Below are 20,148 nucleotides of genomic sequence, written 5' to 3' on the forward strand. Positions count from 1 at the left end.
GATGCCGCGGATGGCGAAGCCCAGCTCGTAGACGTTGATGGCCGGCGCCGACTTGCTCATGATCCCCAGCACCACGTCCGTGATGAAGATGGAGATGAGGATGGGCGCGGTCAGCTGGATCGCCGTCACGAGGACGCTCCCCGTATCGTGGATGAACTGGTCGGTCATCGCCAGCATGTCGATCCGGTGCTTGGGGAGCTCGAAGAGCGGGAGGACGTCGTAGCTCTCGAGCAGCGTCTTGAAAAAATAGAGATGCCCGCCGATCGTCAGGAAGATCACGATGCCGAACTGGAAATTCAAGGTGCCGAAGAGGGTCGTCTGCTCGCCCAATTGCGGGATCAAGAGGCGGGCCTGCGCGGCTCCGCGCTGATTGTCGATGACGCCGCCGGCCGCCTCGAAGGCGTGAAAGACGATGCCGGACGCGATGCCGATGGCGATGCCGTAAAAGGCCTCCTTGAAGTAGAGAAGAAAAAGGGCCATCGGCGCCTTGGGAATGATCGATGCGTCCGCCGGGGCCAGGTAGGGGAAGAGAAAGACCGTCATGACGAGCGAGAACCCGAGCCTAATCATGCCGGGCACGGGCTTTCCGACCAGGAACGGGATGATCGCCGTGATCATGACGAAGCGGAGCATGATGAGCGTCCCCACGTTGAAGACGTACGTCCAGTCCGCGTTGATTCCTAGAACCCTGAGAGCATCATTCATTTGACGTAAATGTAGAACGTGTCGAGCAGAGACGTCGCGAAGTTCATGAGTTGGACGAAGATCCACGGACCCACGACGGCCAAGGTCACCATGATGCCGATGAGTTTCGGCACGAAGGTGAGCGTCTGCTCCTGCACCTGCGTCGTCGCCTGCATGATGCCGACGGTGAGGCCCAGGAGCATCGCCGTGAGGACCGGCGGGGCGGTCAGGATCAGCGTCAGGTAAAGGGCCTGCTTGGTGATGGAGATGAGATACGCGGGATCCATGAGCTTATGTATACCCCAAAATCAGCCCCTTCGCTATCAAGTGCCATCCGTCCACCAGCACGAACAACAGCAGTTTGAACGGCAGCGCCACGGTGATCGGCGAGATCTGGAACATGCCGAGCGAGAGGAGGACGTTCGTCACGACGAGGTCGATGACCAGGAACGGCAGGAAGATAATGAACCCGATCTGAAAGGCCTCGGTCAGCTCCGAGATGACGAAGGCCGGAATCAGCGTCTCGAAGGAATCTTCCGACACCTGTTCGCGGTCCTCCGCCTTGCGCATTTTTTTCGCGAGCGTCGTGAACAGCTCCTTTTCCTTGGCGTGGGCGTTCTTGGCCAGGAAGACCCGCATGGGCTCCTTGGCCTCCTTCACCGCCTGCACAAGGAGGTTGACCGTCACCTCCGAAAGCACCGGCTGGTTGGAGCCCTGGTTGATGGTCGCCCCGGCCGTCCGGTAGATCTCCAGGCCCGTCGGGACCATGATGTAGACCGTCAGGATCATCGCCAGCCCCGTGATGATCGTATTGGGCGGAATCTGCTGCGTGCCCATGGCGTTGCGGATGAGCGAGAGCACGACGGCGATCTTCACGAACGACGTCGTCATCATGATGACGAACGGCAGGAGCGAGAGCGCCCCGAGGATGGAGATGAGCAGGAGGGGCCTGGAAATCGCCTGCTGCGCGGCCGTGCCCCCGGCGAGTCCCGGAATCTCCATGGCCTGGCCGAAGGCCTTTTGCGAGACCAGAAGGGGGATCAGGAGCAGCAGAAAAAAAAGCTTCTTGGGGATCCTGCGGACGAGTTTCAAGATTTTCCTCCCGAGGCGATCTTTTCACCCTCCAACGGGGAAAGTTCGGTGATGAGTTGCAGACTGTGCTCGCTTGCCCCCAACACGAAATAGCGTTCGAGAATTTTGACCAGATACAGGCTCTTGTGCGGATCGAGCCGGACGGCGTCCTCGATCGAGGCCCAGGACGCGCCCCCCCGCCGGCCGAATTTGGTGCGGGGCAGGACGAAGCGGAAGAGAAAGAGCGCCAATCCCAGGACCAAGACGAGTCCGATCACCATTTTGACGAAGAGCCAGGTGAAATCCGGGGTTGGGTTCATTTGAGTAATTTGAGGACGCGAATCCCGAGTTTGCCGTCGACCTCGACCAATTCTCCCTTCCCCACCACCTTGCCGGCGGCGACGAGATCGACGGGTTCGGCCGGCGAACGCTCCAGGTCCATCACCTGACCGATCCGCAGGGCCAGAAGGTCCTTCACCGTGAAGCTCTTCCGCCCCATCACGATGACCAGCGGGACCGTCATGTCGGGGGCCAGATCGAGCAGCTCCTTGACCGGAGGCTCGCCCTCGGGGATCGCCTCCATCATCTCCGCGACGTCCGCCGCAACCTCGGGAACAGGTTGGGCCCCGGGGTCGGCCGCGCGCCCCTGTTTGGGAACCTGCGGCGCCTTCAGGTCGATGCGCGTGGGCTCTTCCGTCTCGTGGACCGTCTCCTCGCCCCCCTCGCCCAAATCCGGCGGCGGCGGCTCGAAGTTATCCATCGCGTCGAGCTCGGAGAGGTACGGATCCTTCTTACTCACATCATCCATAGTTATACCTGTTGTTCCAAATCGACGGCGGTGAGCTTCACTTGCAACCCGTCCGGCGAGGGGACGATTTCGCCTCGAAAAGACCCTCGCTCGCCGCGTCCCACGCGCACGGACACGGCGCCGGAAAGCCTCCCCTTCTGAATCCTCGCCTGCGTCCGTTCGAGAAGAATCACGTCCCCCGGTTCGAGGCGGTTGATGTCGGCCACCTTGAGCGCCGTCCGTCCGAGCTCCGTCCAGACGTCCGTCTGCACGAACCCGAGGTTTGCGAGCCGCGCCCCGTAGTACTCCGTCTCCCGATCGCCCGTGGGCGAAGCGCCCTCCAGGGGTTCCAAGAAGGCCTTCTGCGCCATCGGCCCGGGGAGGATCAGCCGCGCGTAACCGGCGCGGTTTCCGAGGGAAAGATGGAACGAAAAATAGATGCCGTCCGGCTGGTTCTTGAAGAACGGCGCCAACTCTTCCGGCGACGACCGGAAACCCTCCATGCGGAAGTGAACGCGCGCCTGCTTCCCGCAGCGGTCGAAGATCAGGGAGAAGATCTTGAGGAAGAGAAACGACAGCACGCCTTCCTCGATCTCGGTCAGCGGCCGGATCATCGTCAGCGGCTCGCCGGCCCCTCCCAAGAGCTTGTCGATCGCCATGTGGGCGATGAGGGGGTCGATCTCCAGCACGCCCTTGGCATCGAGCGGCGGGAGTCCGAAGAGGAGGTAGATGCCCTGGCGCGTGAGACCTTGCAGCTTTTGCGGAATGTTCACCGCGGCCATGTGGTCCCGTTGGAAGGAAAACGTCGGGCCGATCTCTCGCCCGATCAGAATCTTGAGGGCCTTGCCCAACTCGTCCGAAAACCCGATCCGGGGCAGATAGGTCTGAACGGCCTCGAGGAGCTTGGCGTCCTGGCGGGAGACCTTCGGCAATTTAGAGAAATCAAACGGGACAACGTCCAAAAGGCCCCCTGTCTGTTGTGGATAAAGTGGGCTAAGTCCTCTAAACCATTACCACATTTATAGACCCGACATCAATGCCTTTCTCGGTGAGGACCTTTCTCAGTTCTCCCTTTTGGGCGTTGAAGAGGTTCAGGACGTCTTCCGACTGGGCGATGAATGTGGCATCCACCTTGCCCTTGGAGACGGAGACCTTGAGCTTCAGGCCCTTGAAGGCCTCTTCGTGGAGTTGCATGTCCAGCTCCTTGTCCCCGTCCGTCTTGGTGACGATGCGGCAATACTGGACGAGCTGGTCCATGACGCTCTTGGGGATCACGTTGGGGTCCTTGGGCGGCTTGGGCGGCGGAGTGGCCAGCGTCGTCGTCCCCACGGACTGGGCGGCCTGCAGCTCCATCTCGAAACGCCCGCGCACGTTCTGCAGGACCATCCCCTCGCCTTGCGCCCCTTGCATCTCCGGGGGCAACATCGGCGCGCCGCGGCCCTGGCGGCCGGTGCCGGAACCGAATCCCTGTCCGCCCTGACCACCCTCGCCGCCCTCGCGTTCGCCGGTGGAACTCCGGCCGATGACGCGCCGGTCGGCCTCTTTGGCCCGGGGACCGGAGACTTCCTTCGAATCGCCGGGCTTGGCCGCGTCGTCGCGGTCGTCGTCGCGTTCGCGGGACGTCTTTTTCGAAAGGTCTTCTTTGGGGCGCCCAAAACGTTCCTGTTGGGAGGCCACGGAACGCACGGCCTCGCGCGTTTGCGTTTCGGCCCCCTGGTTGCCGCCGGGCATGCGGTCCATGAACGAGTCGTTCTTCGTCTCTTCCATGACTTTGTCGAAGGCCGTCTTCTCGCCGGGCAGCTTGGGCGTGAGGAGACGCCCGCCCTGCGACGCGCCCTGGCGGTCGGGACGGATCGTTTCGCGTCTCACGTCGGGTTTGTTTTCCACTTTTTCAGCCATAATTACGCCACATTCCTTAATTGATGGATGACGTTGCCCAGCTCATCCATTTCGCGTTCCTCGATGCGCGACAGTTCCTTCTGCAGCTTCTTCCTCCACAGTTCCTTGTGCTTCTCGATGACGCGCAATTCCTTCACGGCGTCGATGTAGTCCCGGCGCGCGCGCTTGACCATGATCTCGCAGTTTTCGATGACCTGCTTCTGGTTCTCGATCTCCCGGTCCTTCTCCTTCTCGTCGTCCTCGAGCTTTCTCAAATAGTTCACCCGCACGCTGCCGTCCCGCGCGTGGGCGCGGCCCTCCAGGATCTTCTCCTGCAGCTCGCGGCGCGATTCCCTGCGCCGCTTGATGATCGCCTGTTTTTCCTCCTCCAGCTTCTTCAACTGCTTTTTCTCCTTTTCGAGCCGCGCGATCGCCTGGGCCAGCCGGATCTCCGCGTTCTTCTTCGCACGGGTCTTCAGGACGAGCATGGGCTCGAGGCGGTACTTGAGATCCGACTTCTTCAAGCGAAGATCCCCTTCAGCTGCGAGATCGTCTCGTCAAAGTTCACCTTATCCTGCACGCCCTGCTTCAAAAACGAGTTCACTTCCTCGATCTTCTCGATGGCGTAATCGACGCGGGGGTCGCTGCCCGACTCGTAGGCGCCGATCAAGATCAGGTCGCGTTCCTTTTCGTAGGCGGCCACGACCTCCCTGAGTTTCCTCGCCGCCTCCACGTGCTCGGGATCGACGATCGAAGTCATCACGCGGCTGATGCTTTCGGACACGTCGATGGCCGGATAGTGGCCGCGCGCCGCCAAATCCCGGGACAGGACGATGTGGCCGTCCAAGATGGACCGGACTTCGTCCGCGATCGGCTCGTTCATGTCGTCGCCGGCGACAAGCACCGTGTAAAAGGCGGTGATCGATCCCTTGTCGGAATTGCCCGTCCGCTCCAACAGCCGCGGGAGCGTCGAAAAGACCGACGGCGTGAATCCCTGCCGGGCGGGCGGCTCGCCGACGGCGAGCCCGATTTCGCGCAGCGCCCTCGCGAAGCGCGTGACCGAATCCATCATGAGCAGGACCTTGAGCCCTTGATCACGAAAATATTCCGCGATGGCCGTCGCCGCGTAAGCCGCCTTGGCGCGGACGAGGGAAGGCTGGTCGGACGTCGCGCAGACGATGACGGAACGCGAGAGACCCTCCTCCCCCAAATCGTGCTCCAAGAAATCCCTCACCTCGCGACCGCGCTCGCCGATCAGTCCAATCACGTTCACGTCGGCCGTGGTGTTCCGGGCGATCATGCCGATCGTCGTGCTCTTGCCGACGCCCGCGGCGGCAAACAAGCCGACGCGCTGGCCCTCGCCGCAGGTGAGGACCGAATCGATCGCCTTCACGCCGACGGAGATGGGGCTCAAGACGCGCTGGCGCTTCAAAGGATCGGGCGGCTCGGCCTGGACGGGATAGAATTGATCGCAGAGGAGAGGGCCCTTGGTCTCCGTGTCGAGCGGTTCCCCCAGGCCGTCCAAAACGCGTCCCAGGAGTTGACGTCCCACCGGCACCTTGAGGCAATCGCCTGTGGACGTCACCTCGCTGCCCGGCGCGATGCCTTCGAGGTTGCCCAAAGGCATCAAGAGGACCTCGTTCTCCTTGAATCCCACCACCTCGGCCTTGATCTTGCCCCGTCCGCCGGCCGCGTCGATGAGGCAAAGCTCGCCCACCTTGACGTTGGGGATGACCGCCTTGGCGACCAGGCCGACCAACTCCGTCACCCGGCCCTTGACCTTCACGGTCGCCGCCTGGTTCAGATTTTTCTGATATTTTTCGAAATTAATGACGGCCATGTTTTTTGATTATAAACCTAAACGGCCCCCAGCCCCAGAGCCTTCTTGATCGCCGCGAGTTGGGTCTCCAGGCGCGCGTCGACCGCGCCCATCTCGGTTTCCACGACGCAGCCGCCCGGCGGGATCTGCTCGTCCTCCTTGATCGCCACGGACTGGGTCTGGTCCAGGGCCGACGCGAGGTCTTTTTCGCGTTCCTTCAAGAGGGGCATGTCCATGGGATGGATGCGGACGACGATCTTCCGTCCCACCGCCTGGGTGATCGCCTTCTTGACGACGTCGACGATGGCCCCTTCCGCCACCTCGCGTCCGATCACCTTCTCGGCGATGTCCATCACCATCCGGATGATCTGAGGCTCGGCGTCGTTCAAGGCCTTTTCCTTGGAGAGTTCGGCCTCCATGATCTTTTGCGAGAGCTGCTCGAGACCCTCTTGCAAGCCCTGATTGTATCCCCTTTCACGCTCGGCCTTCTTTTCGGCGACCGCCTGCTCCCGGGTTGCTCGGGCCTCTTTTCGAAGCCGGGCGGCCTCCTGACGGGCTCGGGTGACGATCTCCTTGGCCTCTTCGAACGCCGTCATCACTTTGGTTTTCAGGATGGGACCGACGTTCACGGGGCGAAATTCGGGATCAAATTGAAGGCTCTTGATGATCTTGGGAGGCGCTTTGGGCGCCGGAGCGCCTTTCGGCGGCACAACCGGCCTGGGGGGGATCGGTTTCATTTGTCTTCCTTCCAATATTTTCGGATGGCGCCCGTCTTGGCGAGGAAGGCCACGCGGGCGAGGATTTCCTGGCGCCGCGCCTCGACCGCCGCGAACGCGCGGCGCTTGACCGTGTCCTGCAGCACGCGCTTCAGCCGGTAGCCCTCCTCCGGCGGAAGTTTGTGGTAGATCATGTCGGCCCAAGCCCGGTCCTCAACCTCCAGGGCGTGCGCGAAGGCCGAATAACCGATTTCCCGGAAGATCTCTTCGACGGGAAGCCTTTCGAGCGGAAGGGAGACCAAATGGCGCTGGGCCTCTTGGTGCGCGTCCCGCGGGACGGATCCGCCGTGCTCGATCCGTTCGCGGATCTCCCGCGCCATCTTGGGAACGAAACGGGCGAGAAAGGCCCTCAGCACCTGGGGCTCGACGTCCTTGAACGCCTTGCGGATCTCCTCGATCCCCAGGTCGCGGAACAGGGCGCGGAGATCGTCGGTCTTGAGGACGGTCAGGTGCGCGAACGAAAACGCCCCACCCTGCCGCGGCACGGTGAACGTCAGCCTCTTTTCCGCGAGCTCGCGCACGATCTCCGAAACCTGGGGGGAAACCTTGTAGGACTCGTTCACCTTGGGGAGAAGCTTCCGGCGCGATTCAGGCAGGTGTTCGATCAGGTACTTGATCTTGTCGCCGGTCAAGAACCGGCAGAGGAGGCCCAGAACCCGCGGGCTCTCGCCCTCGAGTTTTTCCAGGATCCAGCCCGGATGGATGTCCGAAAAACCGGTGCTGAGGCTGAAACCGCGGAGCTTGCGGATGCGGGCCATGAGGGCGTCGGAATCCACTTCGCCCTCCCGGACGAGGCGGTCGGCGACCTTGCCGAGCTCCCCCTCGTCGGCCTCCGAGGCGAAGGCGAAGAGGGCGCGCGCGCCTTCGCCCTCGTTCATCAGACACAAAGCGGCCAGGAGTTCGGTGCGGTTCATGGTTTGACAACCGCGATTTTACTGGATTTTCAGGCTTATTGGAAGCTCGTGTTCAAGAGCTGCTTCGTGCCGGTGTTGACCTGTTCGACGATCTTGCCGGTCAGGTCGATCGAAAGGGCGATCTGGTGCATGCCCGCCTGCATGGCCAGGAGCTCGGGCGGCGTGAACTTGCGGCCGGAGGTCGTCAGCTCCATGAGGCTGTCCATTTGGAGAGCGCCGCGGTTGACGTCGGAGAGAAGGTCCATGGTTTTTCCGTGGGTTCGAATTTCCTGATTGGCCGTGATCTCGCCGGACTTGATTTCCAGCCCCTCGGCGGAGACGGCCTGGATCTTGGTCTCGGGACCCATGCCGAAGGCGTTGACGATCTGCTTGGTCATCTCGGACTGCGACTCGAGACGGGCGGTCAAGACTTTTTGAAAGTCGGACTCCGTCCCCTTGAGGGGCGCGTTTTTCTGAACGTCCGTCAGGACCTTTTCGGCGATGGACGTTCCGATTTTTGCTGCGATATCCGCCATAAAATTCGATTAACGGGCTTGCGCCACGCTCTCCTGGCCCGCGGTCTTGTCCGCGCGGACGCGGCTGTTGATCTTCTTGAACAGAATCTCGAGGGCCCGCGCGTGCAGGCGCGAGGTCCAGGACTTGGACAATCCCAAGTCGCCGCCGGCCTCTTCCAGCGTCTTGTTCTGGAAGTAGTACATCTTGATGAGCTTGCGCTCCTTGTCGGGAAGCGACTCGATCGCCTCCTTCATGTACTGCTTGATCTGCTGAAACTCGGCCGACTGTTCGATGTCCTTATTTTTCTTGTCTTCGAGCTCCATGCCGTCCTCGGCGGCGTCCACCGAGATGACGTAGATGGAGGCGAGCGAGTTCACCGTGTCGTACATCTCGCTCATTTCGTCTTCCGCGACCCGGGCCGTCGGTCCCGACTTTTCCGCGATGTACTGGAGGTACTCGTTGGTCGCCTGCTCGAACTTGATCCGGGCGTACAGGGAACGCGGGATCCAGCCGGTCTTGCGGAGGCCGTCGTAGATCGCGCCCTTGATGCGGTAATAGGCGAAGGTCTTAAAATCGACGTTCAGGGAGGCGTCGAACTTCCGGGCGGCCTCCAAGAGGCCCAAACGGGCGTTGCACATGACGTCGTCGAAATCGACCGAGGAGGACAGGGTCTGCATGACGCGGCTCGCTATGGACGCCGCGTAGGGGAGGTATTGCTCGACCAGGGAATTACGCTTCTCGAGGTCCTTCGGAGTCATCGCCGCTGCTTCTACCTTCTTGACCGTCGCCTTGGGTCCCATAGGAGATATTCCTCTCTGGACTTAAGTCATGCACTTCCTATGCCAATAGGACCATTTTGTTCCAGTCAAAAAATAGTTTCATTTTCAAATACTTAAGTCGTCTTCAACGACCGGATTCCGGACCGAGGGGGGTCAAAATGGAGTCAGGGGACCCCAGAATTGGGGTCTGAACCACCGGAACTCGGGTCGAAATTCTTTGCGTGAGCACCCAGGAGGGCCAGGATCATTCGTGTCGCCAAACGGGCCTTGACGGGATCGATGGCGGTCGGAGAATCCGCTAGGATTCTCTCCACACCGCGCGCGCTTGAAGTTCTCAAGGCACCCGTGACCTCGTCCGCATGAGTGAATTTGTCCTGAGCACCCTTGATGATGGTGGGGACGGCATCTCCCGGAAGGACGGGGGCCGCTCCGGGGGTCGGGTTCAGATCCACAGGCTGCCTGGGGGTACTGCCGCCGACTCGGTCTCTGGCCATAAGAATCTCCTAGAAGCTTTGAATCGCCTGCGTCATCGAGGCGTCCCGCGATGACACGACGGCCATGGTCGGATCGCTCGCCAAGGACGCGGACATCATGCCGGGGTACGAGACCGTCACCGGCTGCTGCTGGTTATTCGCCTGCTGGGCCTGAAAATTCGCCTGGGACTTGGCGCCGATGGCACCCATGGACTGCAATCCCGCCCCGGCGATGAGGCTTAAGCCCCCGGTGAACGGGGCGGCCAGGTAGGCCAGGGGGGCAAAACCGCCCAAGGCCCGCAGAAGGCCGGAGAAAAAGCCAGGCTTCTTGGGCTGGGGGCGGGCATCGTAGATCACCTGCTCGAACTTGACCCGATTCAGGTTGTTTTCAAAACCCGCTGTGGTCAGGGACCGGCCCGTCGTCGGGTCCGTTTGTCCGGGGTCCAGGTTGGGCGTGGTGATTTCCATAGCTAAACTCCTACTCACTGGAGATTATCGGGCGGTCTCAAGTCTCCAGTTTCCATCTCGAAACTCTTTTTTCAACGCGGCGCATCATCGCATCTGTTGCTGTTCCGCCCCGACGTCGAACGTCCCGTCCATCGCGGCATTGCCCGTTCCCTCTCCCAAGAGTCCGCCTCCTCCGCCTCCGGCGGACAGGGCCCCGCGCTCAGCCCTCATGCCGCGCTGGACCCGGAGCCTCATGCGGTTCAAGCGCATGATGTTGAAGAGCAGGAACCCGGAGACACCCACCAAGAGCAGCAACAACGTAATGATATACCCTTTGAACCGCGCGACGGAAGCCCGGTCGAGTTTCAAGCCCGCGATCTCCACGACGTCCGCGTTGGCCGTTGAAATCGGCGTCAGCTCCGAGGGCATCTCGCCGTCCTCCGGAGGCAACCCGGGATTCAGCGGCATCGGCGTGGGCTGAGGCGTCGGCGTCGAGAGCCCGATCGGCCCGGCCCCGGTGTCCGTCCGGGTCACGATGACGGCGACGTCATTCGCATCCAGGTTGGGCACGGTGTTGGCGACGAATCTCTGGACCTTTCCTTCGGTCACCGTCTGTGCCACAAGCTCGTCGTTCCGCGTCTTGACGACGACGGAGGCCGTGGGTTTGCGCTTGACCGGGTCAAGACTCGCGAATTCGCTCTCGTTGGGGACGTTCAACACCACATCGACGTCGACCACGCCCGGAATCTTGAGCAAGGAATTGATGATCTCGCCCTTGAGGGCCAGCAGGAAACGCGCCTTTTGTTCGTCCGGCGTTGGGATCAGCCCCTTTTCCCGGTAGACGCCCGAAAGCCCCAATTCGCGCTTGCGCGGGAGGTTGTTGGCACGGAGGATGCTTCGCGCGCGCGACTCCTCCTTGGCGGGAACGCTGACCATCCACGTCACTTCCTGTCCGGTCCCCTCCTCCTTTTTCTTCATCGCTTCGATGCCGTTTTGGCTCAAGACGACCAGGATTTCGTCGGCCTCGATCTCTTGAAGACTGTGGTGGAGGGCGGTCTGGCCGCACCCGGCCGCGAAGACCGCTAGAAATAAAATGAGGAATAATCTTTTCATCAGTGCTGTGTCATCTGCCCGGGCGGAACGTACCCGTTCTTGATGGCCTCCAAGAGTGCGCGCGCGAAATCGCCCGACTTGCCCGCGGGCTCGAGCGCGCTCGCCTTCTCCAAAGCGGCGACCGCTTCGTCCTTCTTGCCGCGGAAAAAGAGGGATTCGCCCAGGTAGGCGTGAGCGAACGCGGACTCGGGATTCACCGCCAGGGCCTTTTTATAATGCTGGATCGCCTGGTCGTATTTCATCTGGGCGAAGAAGACGCTGCCCGTGGCGACCCAGGGGACCTCGGTCTTGGGCGCCAGGACTGACACGCCCTCGAACACCTCGCGGGCCTGTTCGAAACGCCCCATGCGGAGGAGGAGGTAGCCGCCTTCCATCAACACGACGAGGTCTTCACGCTCTACGGACACCATACCCACCTCCCTCTCGCGATGAGAGGATATTACTCGTTTTTTGGAATTTCCGAAAGCGCTTACGAGACTTAGCGATCAGATTACGCCTTCATGTTTCGGACGGAGTTGGCCTCCGCATCCGACTTGGTCTTGAGGATGTTCGATCGGGCCTGGTAGTCGCGAGAGAGGTCGTTGACCGTCACCTGAGCGACCAGCATCTCCCAGTTCGCATCATTCATCTGTTGGAAAAGGGCCTGTTTTTCCTGGTAGTCCTGCGAAGGAGCGCCCGGGGCGCCGTAACCCGCGCCGGCACCCACGCCGTAAGAACCCGGAACGCCACCGCCGACGCCCGCGCCGACCCCCACGTAACCGGGGGAGTAGGTCGCGCCGCCGTAGCTGTAGCCGCCCGAACCGAAGGGGGAGGCGGTCCCGACCGTGGGGGAATAATAGGGGGCATTGGCCGCGCTTCCGCCAAAGGAGGCCGGGGCTCCGGCCACGCCGGTCACCGCCGCCTGGGTCACGGCCGCCGTGTTGTAGCCTTGGTTCATGGCCAGGGCCGCCGTCGCCGGGGCCGCGGAAGCCATGAGATAATCCGAAAAACCGATATTGCTCAGGAGAGGGGTTTTCTGATCACCCGACTGGTTTCGCATCTGCATTTTTGTTTCAGAAGTAATCGGCATGATCCCCATGGCACAAACCTCCAAAAAGTTACTCGCCAAGGGCACTCGGGCCCTTCAGAGACTTTATCGGGGCGGGGGCGTGGAGCAGTTGCTCCACCGGGCACAATTTGAATGGGGACTTAGGACCCCACCTTCCCGCCCTCTTGGATCTGGTACTTCACCTTCAGGAGCTCCCGCAGCAGGTCCATCACCCGTTCGATCGCCTTCATGGCCTTCTTGGCGTCCCGGGACTTGCCCATCCCGCCCTTGGCCTTGGTGAGCCGCTCAAGCTCCTCATAGGCCGCCGTAAAGCTCTTGTTGATTCTATCAAAGTCCTCCGTCTCGACCAACCTCTCGATTTCGGGGAACTGGGACGTGGATTGACGCTCCGCGTCGGCGGCGGCGGTTGCGTTCGGGGAGGGACGGGATTGGGATCTCATCATAGGTTCGCGTGATTATTGGCGCTTGAGCTTGGCCACCACCGGCCGAAACTCGCTGACACCTAAGTTTAGCTTAATTTCCTCGTCTTGGTAGCCTTCTTTTCGAAAGAGGATCTTGTACGACCCCACGCCCAGGTCGTGTAGGATGAGCGGAGTCTTCTGCTCCACCTCCGAGGCGTTCACGAACACCCGCGCCCCCGATGGCTCCGAGGTGATGTACAGGACGCTCTTGAGCGGCGAGAGCCTTTGGAACAGGGCGCCTCCGTCCGTCCGCACCTTGGCGTCATCCGCGGAGACCAGCACCTCCACGAGGAGTTGCAGGGCCTTCATCCGGTCGCCCTGCTCGAAGATGACCGTCGCGATCCCCAGCCGGCCCGCGTACTTGTAGGCGTCGTTCTGCATGGCCTTCAGAAAATAGTCCTGGGCCTCTTTGTAGGACTTTTGCTTCAGGTAGCAGAGGCCCACCATGTAGGAGATCTGCGCCGTCTCCAGATCGGACGGATTTTTCGAAAATGCGTCGACCAAGACGGGCAGGGCCTCGGCGTAGCGCGACTCCTTCATCAGGGCGTCGGCCTTGTTGATGAGTTCGCCCGAAGCCGAGGTCTTGAGAGGCACCTCGGCCGTGTAGGGCATGTTGATCTCCATCTTGACGACCTGGACGAAATCGAAATACCCGTCATGCTTCAGCGTCAGCAGGTGTTCGCCCACCGGGAAGGTCCCGTTGAACGGCGTCACGCCCACTTCCTTTTCGTCAATGAAGACCTTCGCGTTCGGCGGCACGGAGGTGAGTTGGACGGGGAAGGACGTGAGGTCGTCGTCCTTCACGTCCACCGTGTAAGTCGTCTGAGCGGCGCCCAGGTTGAATTCGCGGCGGTAGACGACTTCGTCCAGATACGTCTGCGAAAGCCCCAGCTGGCGGTTCTTGCGCAATTCCAGAATGTAGCGGCCGAAGGGCACGTAGATGGGCTTTCCGAAGACGATTTCCGCGAATTTGATGGGCTTCGCCCGGTACGGGTCTTTTTCAAAATAACCTTCCAGATAGAGCTGGGCGTCCCGGGGAAGATTCGCCACCTTGAAGATGCCGATCTTCCCGGCAAAGTTGATGGGCATGACGGTCGCGCCTTGAGGGGGGCTGAATTGCTGCCTCTCCTCCACCACTTCTCCGACCTCGGGGAGCTGGAAGACGGCCCGGGCTTCGTACCACTTGCCGTACTTGAGATTGGTCGACGTGCGGAGCGGCGTCACGCCGATGGGCTCCTCGCCGAAAAAGACGCGCGCCGGAATCGGCGTGGAGGAGACGTCCAAGAAAACCGGCTGCATCTCGGGCACGGCGACGGGCAACGATTCAGCGGGGAGGACTCCGCCGATCTGCCCGGCCGGGCCCTCCTCCCTTTTTCCCGGCGTTTTTCCCGAAATCTCCGTTTTGGCGACGCCTCCGTCCTGGCCCTTCACCTTTTTCAGAATCTTGGGGAGCCCGTAGGCGAGGGCGGCCACGAGGACGACCGCGAGGACGCCGAATAAAAACAATTTTCTCTTTTTTCCGGGCGCTCCCGGGGCGACGGCGACGACCTGGCCGCTCTTCAACAACTCCGACGGGACTCCCGCCTCTTCCTCCACCGCGGGCAGGTTGTCCGGGGCGCGGTGCATCTCGGCCGGGATCGGCTCGGACCTCGGCTGTTCTTGAGGGGCATCCTGGGGTATGTGAGGCGAAGACACCTCATGCGCCGACGCCGGCTCGGGCTCGGGTGCGACGTCGACCTCCTCCTCCGCCGGCCCGGTCAGAAACCGCAGGAGGAAGACGCCGACCTTGATCCTGGTCTTGTGCGCCAGCGAGACGGCTTGGCTGATCTTTTGCCCGCCCACCTTGGTCCCGTTGCGGCTTCCCAGGTCGGCGACGGTCGCTCCGTTTTCCGCCACCTCGATCACGGCATGACGGCGCGAGACGCTGGAGTCGTCCAAGACAATGTCGTTTTCCCGCGAGCGGCCGATGGTATTGTTGCCCTTTTGGAGACGGTAGCGCCCCCGTCCCCGGGGCCCGCTCAAGACCTCCAGGCAGGGATAACCCCCCTCCTCGTCGGCCATCTTCCGAATTTCCGTATTTTCGCGATCGTCAGGGGGAGGCATGAATGTTCTAAGGTTAAGTAATTTTTATCACAAAGAGACCGGGCGCGAAAGAAATTAATAATTCTTTTCGAGGGGTTACCTGAATGTTATACCTCTGACGTGTCCTCCAAGCGGCTCGCAAGCCTCTTTCTCATGATCGTCTGCTGGGGATCTCCAGTTACGGCAGCAGCGGCCTCTTTGGCCTGCGAGACGTTCCCCACGCCCCCGGAGGAGTCCAAAACCTTTCGGGTCGAACCCGCCCGTCCCTACCGGAAAGGCGATGATCCGCTGAAACCGGCCGTCATCCTGCTCGAAGAATACCTCAGTCACGCCAGAGCGCCCAAGAAGGCCGCGGTGATCACCTTGGACGTCCTGCCGGGGGGCCAGGCGCTGCGCACCGAGATGGGCGGATTAAAGATGGAGGCCCCCTTCTCCTTCCCGGACACGATGAACGAGGCGTTGACCGGTCTGACGGAGCGAATCACGGCGGAGGAGGGCAAACGGCTCGACGCCAAGAAGCTCCTGCCGTTCCTGAACGAAACGCGGTCGCCGTTGGCCTACCTCCGCTACGCGGACGGAGCCCTGGCCCTCAAATCAGGCGATTTTCAACGCGCCGCGGCCGCCTTTGAAGAAGCCATCCATTCGGATTATAATTATGTTTTTGCATACGCGGGGTTGGCTGAGGCCCAGGCGGGCCTGGCCTTGCGGACGGGCTCGGAGGAACTGAAGACCCGGGCTCGGGCCAACCTCCAAAAGGCGAAACTCTTGAATCCCTACCGGGCGAAAATCCGGGAAGAACGAGTGAATTTCTACCTCAAGGCGCGTTGCGGGAAGACATAAGCGATGACGATGAAACTCAAAGGCCTCACTTTGCTCCTGCTCCTCCTGGCCACCGCCGGCCCTCTCTCCGCGGCCAAGAAGCACATCCCTCTCGATCTGGCCGTGATGCACAACAACCAGGGCGTCGCGTATCTCTCCAAGAGCGACCTGGACCGCGCGGAGGTTGAGTTCAAGACCGCCTGCGAGCTCGATCCCCTCTATGCCGACGCCTTCAACAACTTGGGGCTGATCTACAAGTACAAGGGGCAGTTCCCGCTCGCGATCGCGGCGCTGGAGACCTCCGCGAAACTGAAACCCAAGTGGGCCGCACCGCACAGCCACCTGGGCGCCGTCTATCTGGCGACCGGCGATCTGGACAAGGCCATCAAGGCCCTGATCAAGGCGACCAATCTGGACAAGAAGTACGCGGACGCCTACTTCAATCTTGGCATCGTCTACCTGGAGAAGGCCAAGAAGGCGGCGGACCCCAAGAAGGACTGGGAGAGCGCGGTGACCGCCTTCCAGCAGGCGACGACGATCGACACGCGGCTTTTCCACGCGCACCTCGACCTCGCCGACACCTACCGGAAGCTGGGCCAGTTGGAGAAGGCGATCCTCCGATACCGTCTGGCCATCGAGACCAACCCCAGCGACCCCGAGCCGTGGCGGCACTTGGCGGAACTCTACCGGCAGACGGGGGACGAAACGAAGGCCAAGGACTGCGATGAGAAGGTCCGTCTCCTCGAGCCCAAGTCGGAGGACGATCTCATCAAGATGGGGGAATCGCTCATTTCGCAAAAGCGCTACGACGAGGCCATGCAGGTCTTTCAGCGCGCCCTAAAGAAAAACCCGAACAACGCGATGGCCCACTTCGACATCGGCATCCTGTTCGGCCTTCAAGGCAAGCACGGGGAGGCCGCCGGCGCCTACCAGAGCGCGGCCCGGCTCAAACCCGATTTCCTGCCGGCCTATTTCAACCTGGGCGTGGCGCTCAAGAAACTCGGAGACGCGCGCGGCGCGCTGATCGCCTTCCGCCAGGCGGTCGCGATCAACCCAAACCACCCCCAAAGCCTTTTCGAGGCCGCCGGACTTGAAACGCAGACGCGTAACATGCGCGGGGCGCTGGCCGCCTACTGCCAGTTCCTCGTTGCGGCGGGCGACCGTTTCCCCGAGGAGGTCAAGTTCGCCAAGTCGGAGACCGACAAGATGGGCGGCTGCCGCGCTCCGGAGCCTCCCCCGACCGGACCCAAGAAAGAGCCCGAGAGCGGCCCGTCCCGGACCGAATCGCCGGGGCATTCCCCTCAATAAAACACATTTCATGGAAATCCGTCCCCAGATCAGCGTCAGAAACAAGAAGACCGGAGAAAAGCAGGTCTTCCGCGTGGACCAGGAGAGGATCACCATCGGGCGCGACCATGCCAACTATATCGTCCTGGACGGCCGCACCGTCTCCCGGAAACACTTTGAGATCTTGAGCGAGGGATCTCAGTTCTTCGTGCGCGACCTGAAGAGCAACAACGGCACGAACCTGAACGAGAAGCTGTTGGAACCCAACGAAAAGGCCCTCCTCCGCTCCGGCGATCTCATCCAAGTCGAGGACTTTGAGCTCCAGTTCTTGATTCCCGCGACCGACCAGGTCGAGGAGATCTACGAGATCACCGACACGGATCTTCTTGAAGTGAAGATGGTGAAGAAGCTCCTCAAGGCGATGGACCGGGAGAACGCGCCGTCGCTGGAGGTGATCGAAGGCCCGCAGACGGGCCAGCACTTCGTCCTTGAGGAGAAGAACCAGGACGTGGTCATTGGCCGCGATCCGGCCTGCGAGTTCGTCATCGACTCGAACGTCATCTCGCGCAAACACGCGCGCATCGAAAAACGCTTCGACACCGTCATCGTCCACGACCTCGGCAGCAAGAACGGAACGTTCGTGAACCGCGAGAGGGTGTCCGAAAAGCGGCTCCAAGACGGCGACATCATCCACCTGGGGACCCTGGCCTTGAGCTTCAAGAACCCCCAGGAGCTTTCGTTCGATTTCGAGCCTCCTCAAATCAAGAGACCCGAGTCGTCCGCTCCATCCTCCGCACCGAAAATCGTCCCGGTCGAAGAGATGCGGGACGACGAATCGGCGGAGGCCCAGGGCCCCGAGGAGTCGCCTTCGGGAACGCGCGCGGCGCGCCGCAAGGACGGTAAGAAAAAGGCGTCACCGGTCAAACCCCAGCCCGCGCCCCAGGAGACGCTTCCGCCGGAGCAGATGCCCGAAGCCCCCATGGAACCAGGAAGCGAAGGGCCTCTCGAACTGCCGGAATCCGCCGGGGCGGGTGGAATCGGGTTTGGCAACTTCCGTTTTTCCATCATGGAAATCCTCGCGGCGGCCTTGGGCCTCGCTGTCCTCATTGGTTCGATCTGGGCGATCTTGAAGATTCTCTAAAGACGATTAATTGAGGAGCGCGGTCGGGACGGCGGAAAAGTATTCCGGGCGGGTTTGCGAATTCGCGAAGGCGGCGAATCGTACTTCGACGGCCTCCACCAGGCGTTCGACGTCGGGCAGGACGCTTTCCAGCTCCCGGCGGTCCTCGTCGTCGGCCCCGGTCCGGGACATCCAGGCCGGATGATCCAGGAGGAGTTGGGCCGCCGCCGCGTGGGTCTCGAAACCGGCGAGGTCTTTCGCCGAAATCTCGGCCTCGTGGACGGGGATAATTCCGGAATCGACCAAATCGAGGGCGACGAAGGCGTCGTGCAAGGGCTCCAAGACGGCGCGGACCTTGTCGCCCTTCCACTTCGTCCGATAGCTCGCGAGTTGGTGCAGGGCGGCGTTGACGGCCCCGAATTCCGGAGACAGGCCCATCCGCGCGTTGATCAATCCCAGCACGTCGATCAAATCCAGGCCGTTCGGCACCCGGCCGGCGACCAAACGTAAGAAGGACCGGCCTTCAATGGCGTCCAACAAACGGCGCACGTTGCCTTCGGGCGTCACAAACCCGCCCTGCTCCAAGGCCGCCTGCAATTCCTGCCAGAGGGCCTCCAAGGCGTGCGCGTCTTCCTCGCCGCTCGATCCGGGATGGGATTCCTGGTCATGAGCGGCACGGCGTTTTTCCAGATCGACGTCCGCGGTCTCGGTCCGTTCGTGATGCTCGTCGCCGGAGAGCCTCGGCTGGGCCTTGCCGTCCCGAACGGTCCGGTCGAGGCCGGCCTCCAAGCGGGCACCCTCCGCAAAACGGGCCGGGGCGGCATCCTTTTCCGAACCCTTCGCAGCGGCCGGGCCGGCCTGCGGGACCACCGGACCCTGCCGAACGGCGTCGTTCGGTTGGGCCGCCCCGCGGTCGGTCATCGGATTTCTCGAAGCCAACACCGGAAATTGATTCAATGCGTTGATGACCGCCTGGGCAATATCCGCTCGGGTCAGGGGAATGAAGCGGCCGTCGGCCTTCCCGCCTTCCCTAAAGAGCGGGTTGCCGAAGGGGCTCGTCGGCATCCGCGAGGCCTCGGGGCTCGACGGGGCGGTTCCCTGTTGTCCGGGAAGAGCGGTGGCGAGGACCGCGGAGGCCAGAAAATTGTTGACGACGCGAACCACGTCGGCGGGCAAATCCGTTTGCGGGGCGCCCTCGGCCGTCCACAGGCGGATGACCTCCTGCAAACGCGGCAAGGCCTGGTCGGTACTGACGCCCGGGGGAAGGATCTGCAGGCGAACCAGGACCTCTCGAACCACCTCGGGAATCCGCGCCGTCTCGACGGCGGCCGAACCCTTGGGGAGCGCCGTCTCGGCGCCCCTCGCGGACGTCCCGCGGTCAGCGGCGGCCGTTTGCCGCGGGTCGGAGGGGGCCGCAGCCGGGGCCGCGCCATGCTCCGCCGGCCTCGTCTCGGCGGCGGCCGGAGTGAATTTCGCAAAGACCGATGCCGGGGCGTCGCCCGTGGATCTCTGCGACGTCGGATAAACGTTTTGGGAACCCAACAAGAGGGTCGAAAGGACGGACAGCTCCGCATGCTGTTGGGCGTTCGTGAGGGCGTCCAGCAAGACCTCTGGATTCGAAAGCAGGGTCTGGAGGCTGTGGAGGTCGCCGACTTCGAGCGGGATGCCGGCGGCAGTCGCCGCGGGGGTCGAGGGCGAGGCCACAACGATGCGGAAATTCCCAAACTCCTTGGGGATGCGGAACCCTGAGATCCGGAGCGCTTCGGACAAGGCCTCCGCGGTCCGCCGATCCGGCAAGACGATGGAAACATCCGGACGCGAGTCGGGCGTATTGCCGGTGGACGGGCTGCCAGGGAACGCCCCCCCTCCGATCAAGATGCCGGCGCCAAACTGCGGGGCGGTCGCGACGTTATTTCCCGACTGGGCGGCACCGCTGTTCGCCGCCCCAAAGGTGATCACGACTGGTATCGGATTTGGCCCCACGAACCATTCCCTTTCTTAAGGCGCAAAGCGCCAATTACGTTATCGACACAGCCCGGCAAAAGTTGTGTCCGGAGTCAAAGATGCAATTTTTGAGCCGAATTGGCCCCCCGAT

General features: G+C 62.0%; 24 protein-coding genes. 3 read left to right on the top strand and 21 right to left on the bottom strand.

Features of this window, described 5'->3' with window-relative positions:
* The 20 genes from VLJ37_02335 to VLJ37_02430 all read right to left on the bottom strand — a co-directional run.
* Positions 1-705: flagellar biosynthetic protein FliR (locus tag VLJ37_02335; GenBank protein ID HSA58508.1), on the bottom strand; the 705-nt coding region annotated here is incomplete at its 3' end.
* Positions 702-971: a type III secretion system export apparatus subunit SctS gene (gene sctS / locus VLJ37_02340; GenBank protein ID HSA58509.1), complete on the bottom strand. Its 270-nt coding sequence runs from the start codon at positions 969-971 to the stop codon at positions 702-704. The genes sctS and VLJ37_02335, both read right to left, overlap by 4 nt.
* A gap of 4 nt (positions 972-975) precedes the next feature.
* Positions 976-1,776, bottom strand: a complete 801-nt coding sequence (sctR, locus tag VLJ37_02345) for a type III secretion system export apparatus subunit SctR (protein HSA58510.1) — start codon at positions 1,774-1,776, stop codon at positions 976-978.
* Complete coding sequence (locus VLJ37_02350; GenBank protein ID HSA58511.1) at positions 1,773-2,075, bottom strand: flagellar biosynthetic protein FliO; 303 nt, start codon at positions 2,073-2,075, stop codon at positions 1,773-1,775. Before VLJ37_02350 ends, sctR begins: the two co-directional genes overlap by 4 nt.
* Positions 2,072-2,563 carry a FliM/FliN family flagellar motor switch protein gene (locus VLJ37_02355; GenBank protein ID HSA58512.1) on the bottom strand — a complete coding sequence of 164 codons (492 nt, stop codon included), beginning with the start codon at positions 2,561-2,563 and terminating at the stop codon, positions 2,072-2,074. Before VLJ37_02355 ends, VLJ37_02350 begins: the two co-directional genes overlap by 4 nt.
* 2 nt (positions 2,564-2,565) lie before the next feature.
* Complete coding sequence (locus VLJ37_02360; protein ID HSA58513.1) at positions 2,566-3,474, bottom strand: FliM/FliN family flagellar motor switch protein; 909 nt, start codon at positions 3,472-3,474, stop codon at positions 2,566-2,568.
* 70 nt (positions 3,475-3,544) lie between these two features.
* A complete protein-coding gene (locus tag VLJ37_02365) occupies positions 3,545-4,429 on the bottom strand; it encodes a flagellar hook-length control protein FliK (GenBank protein HSA58514.1) in 885 nt (294 codons plus the stop codon).
* A gap of 14 nt (positions 4,430-4,443) precedes the next feature.
* On the bottom strand, positions 4,444-4,944 hold the full coding sequence (locus tag VLJ37_02370; protein ID HSA58515.1) for a hypothetical protein: 501 nt from the start codon (positions 4,942-4,944) through the stop codon (positions 4,444-4,446).
* A complete protein-coding gene (fliI, locus tag VLJ37_02375) occupies positions 4,941-6,260 on the bottom strand; it encodes a flagellar protein export ATPase FliI (protein HSA58516.1) in 1,320 nt (439 codons plus the stop codon). The genes VLJ37_02370 and fliI overlap by 4 nt, the downstream gene beginning before the upstream one ends.
* 17 nt (positions 6,261-6,277) lie before the next feature.
* Entirely contained in the window at positions 6,278-6,976 is a 699-nt protein-coding gene (locus tag VLJ37_02380) for a FliH/SctL family protein (GenBank protein ID HSA58517.1), read from the bottom strand.
* Positions 6,973-7,929: a FliG C-terminal domain-containing protein gene (locus VLJ37_02385; GenBank protein ID HSA58518.1), complete on the bottom strand. Its 957-nt coding sequence runs from the start codon at positions 7,927-7,929 to the stop codon at positions 6,973-6,975. The genes VLJ37_02380 and VLJ37_02385 overlap by 4 nt, the downstream gene beginning before the upstream one ends.
* Positions 7,930-7,964: 35 nt before the next feature.
* A complete protein-coding gene (locus VLJ37_02390) occupies positions 7,965-8,444 on the bottom strand; it encodes a hypothetical protein (GenBank protein HSA58519.1) in 480 nt (159 codons plus the stop codon).
* 9 nt (positions 8,445-8,453) lie between these two features.
* Entirely contained in the window at positions 8,454-9,224 is a 771-nt protein-coding gene (locus VLJ37_02395; GenBank protein ID HSA58520.1) for a sigma-70 family RNA polymerase sigma factor, read from the bottom strand.
* Between the two features lie 143 nt (positions 9,225-9,367).
* The gene (locus tag VLJ37_02400) at positions 9,368-9,697 is read right to left on the bottom strand and encodes a hypothetical protein (GenBank protein HSA58521.1); all 330 of its coding nucleotides are present in this window, start codon (positions 9,695-9,697) and stop codon (positions 9,368-9,370) included.
* A 9-nt stretch (positions 9,698-9,706) separates the two neighbouring features.
* Positions 9,707-10,144: a hypothetical protein gene (locus tag VLJ37_02405; protein ID HSA58522.1), complete on the bottom strand. Its 438-nt coding sequence runs from the start codon at positions 10,142-10,144 to the stop codon at positions 9,707-9,709.
* A gap of 84 nt (positions 10,145-10,228) precedes the next feature.
* Positions 10,229-11,236 carry a hypothetical protein gene (locus tag VLJ37_02410; GenBank protein ID HSA58523.1) on the bottom strand — a complete coding sequence of 336 codons (1,008 nt, stop codon included), beginning with the start codon at positions 11,234-11,236 and terminating at the stop codon, positions 10,229-10,231.
* On the bottom strand, positions 11,236-11,646 hold the full coding sequence (locus tag VLJ37_02415) for a tetratricopeptide repeat protein (protein HSA58524.1): 411 nt from the start codon (positions 11,644-11,646) through the stop codon (positions 11,236-11,238). Before VLJ37_02415 ends, VLJ37_02410 begins: the two co-directional genes overlap by 1 nt.
* Positions 11,647-11,726: 80 nt before the next feature.
* Positions 11,727-12,281 carry a hypothetical protein gene (locus VLJ37_02420; GenBank protein ID HSA58525.1) on the bottom strand — a complete coding sequence of 185 codons (555 nt, stop codon included), beginning with the start codon at positions 12,279-12,281 and terminating at the stop codon, positions 11,727-11,729.
* Positions 12,282-12,424: 143 nt separating this feature from the next.
* Positions 12,425-12,724: a hypothetical protein gene (locus tag VLJ37_02425; GenBank protein ID HSA58526.1), complete on the bottom strand. Its 300-nt coding sequence runs from the start codon at positions 12,722-12,724 to the stop codon at positions 12,425-12,427.
* Positions 12,725-12,739: 15 nt separating this feature from the next.
* Entirely contained in the window at positions 12,740-14,848 is a 2,109-nt protein-coding gene (locus tag VLJ37_02430) for a PEGA domain-containing protein (GenBank protein ID HSA58527.1), read from the bottom strand.
* Positions 14,849-14,947: 99 nt separating this feature from the next.
* On the opposite strand from VLJ37_02430, the gene VLJ37_02435 reads away from it, so the two are divergent.
* The 3 genes from VLJ37_02435 to VLJ37_02445 are packed head-to-tail and all read left to right on the top strand — an operon-like array spanning position 14,948 to position 18,074.
* Positions 14,948-15,667 carry a hypothetical protein gene (locus VLJ37_02435; GenBank protein HSA58528.1) on the top strand — a complete coding sequence of 240 codons (720 nt, stop codon included), beginning with the start codon at positions 14,948-14,950 and terminating at the stop codon, positions 15,665-15,667.
* A 9-nt stretch (positions 15,668-15,676) separates the two neighbouring features.
* Positions 15,677-16,954, top strand: coding sequence for a tetratricopeptide repeat protein (locus VLJ37_02440; GenBank protein ID HSA58529.1), 1,278 nt, complete (start codon positions 15,677-15,679; stop codon positions 16,952-16,954).
* 10 nt (positions 16,955-16,964) lie between these two features.
* Positions 16,965-18,074, top strand: coding sequence for an FHA domain-containing protein (locus tag VLJ37_02445; protein HSA58530.1), 1,110 nt, complete (start codon positions 16,965-16,967; stop codon positions 18,072-18,074).
* A 6-nt stretch (positions 18,075-18,080) separates the two neighbouring features.
* On the opposite strand, the gene VLJ37_02450 is transcribed toward VLJ37_02445, so the two are convergent.
* Positions 18,081-20,012 (bottom strand): hypothetical protein, encoded by a 1,932-nt coding sequence (locus tag VLJ37_02450; protein HSA58531.1) that lies wholly within the window; start codon positions 20,010-20,012, stop codon positions 18,081-18,083.
* Between the last annotated feature and the right edge of the window lie 136 nt (positions 20,013-20,148).

This window comes from bacterium (assembly GCA_035454885.1).
GTDB lineage: Bacteria > UBA10199 > UBA10199 > JACPAL01.

Coding starts and splice junctions, on each gene's coding strand:
- sctS (HSA58509.1), bottom strand. CDS start 971: ATGGATCCCGCGTATCTCATCTCCATCACCAAGCAGGCCCTTTACCTG.
- VLJ37_02350 (HSA58511.1), bottom strand. CDS start 2,075: ATGAACCCAACCCCGGATTTCACCTGGCTCTTCGTCAAAATGGTGATC.
- VLJ37_02355 (HSA58512.1), bottom strand. CDS start 2,563: ATGGATGATGTGAGTAAGAAGGATCCGTACCTCTCCGAGCTCGACGCG.
- fliI (HSA58516.1), bottom strand. CDS start 6,260: ATGGCCGTCATTAATTTCGAAAAATATCAGAAAAATCTGAACCAGGCG.
- VLJ37_02380 (HSA58517.1), bottom strand. CDS start 6,976: ATGAAACCGATCCCCCCCAGGCCGGTTGTGCCGCCGAAAGGCGCTCCG.
- VLJ37_02385 (HSA58518.1), bottom strand. CDS start 7,929: ATGAACCGCACCGAACTCCTGGCCGCTTTGTGTCTGATGAACGAGGGC.
- VLJ37_02390 (HSA58519.1), bottom strand. CDS start 8,444: ATGGCGGATATCGCAGCAAAAATCGGAACGTCCATCGCCGAAAAGGTC.
- VLJ37_02395 (HSA58520.1), bottom strand. CDS start 9,224: ATGGGACCCAAGGCGACGGTCAAGAAGGTAGAAGCAGCGGCGATGACT.
- VLJ37_02400 (HSA58521.1), bottom strand. CDS start 9,697: ATGGCCAGAGACCGAGTCGGCGGCAGTACCCCCAGGCAGCCTGTGGAT.
- VLJ37_02405 (HSA58522.1), bottom strand. CDS start 10,144: ATGGAAATCACCACGCCCAACCTGGACCCCGGACAAACGGACCCGACG.
- VLJ37_02410 (HSA58523.1), bottom strand. CDS start 11,236: ATGAAAAGATTATTCCTCATTTTATTTCTAGCGGTCTTCGCGGCCGGG.
- VLJ37_02415 (HSA58524.1), bottom strand. CDS start 11,646: ATGGTGTCCGTAGAGCGTGAAGACCTCGTCGTGTTGATGGAAGGCGGC.
- VLJ37_02420 (HSA58525.1), bottom strand. CDS start 12,281: ATGCAGATGCGAAACCAGTCGGGTGATCAGAAAACCCCTCTCCTGAGC.
- VLJ37_02425 (HSA58526.1), bottom strand. CDS start 12,724: ATGAGATCCCAATCCCGTCCCTCCCCGAACGCAACCGCCGCCGCCGAC.
- VLJ37_02430 (HSA58527.1), bottom strand. CDS start 14,848: ATGCCTCCCCCTGACGATCGCGAAAATACGGAAATTCGGAAGATGGCC.
- VLJ37_02440 (HSA58529.1), top strand. CDS start 15,677: ATGAAACTCAAAGGCCTCACTTTGCTCCTGCTCCTCCTGGCCACCGCC.
- VLJ37_02445 (HSA58530.1), top strand. CDS start 16,965: ATGGAAATCCGTCCCCAGATCAGCGTCAGAAACAAGAAGACCGGAGAA.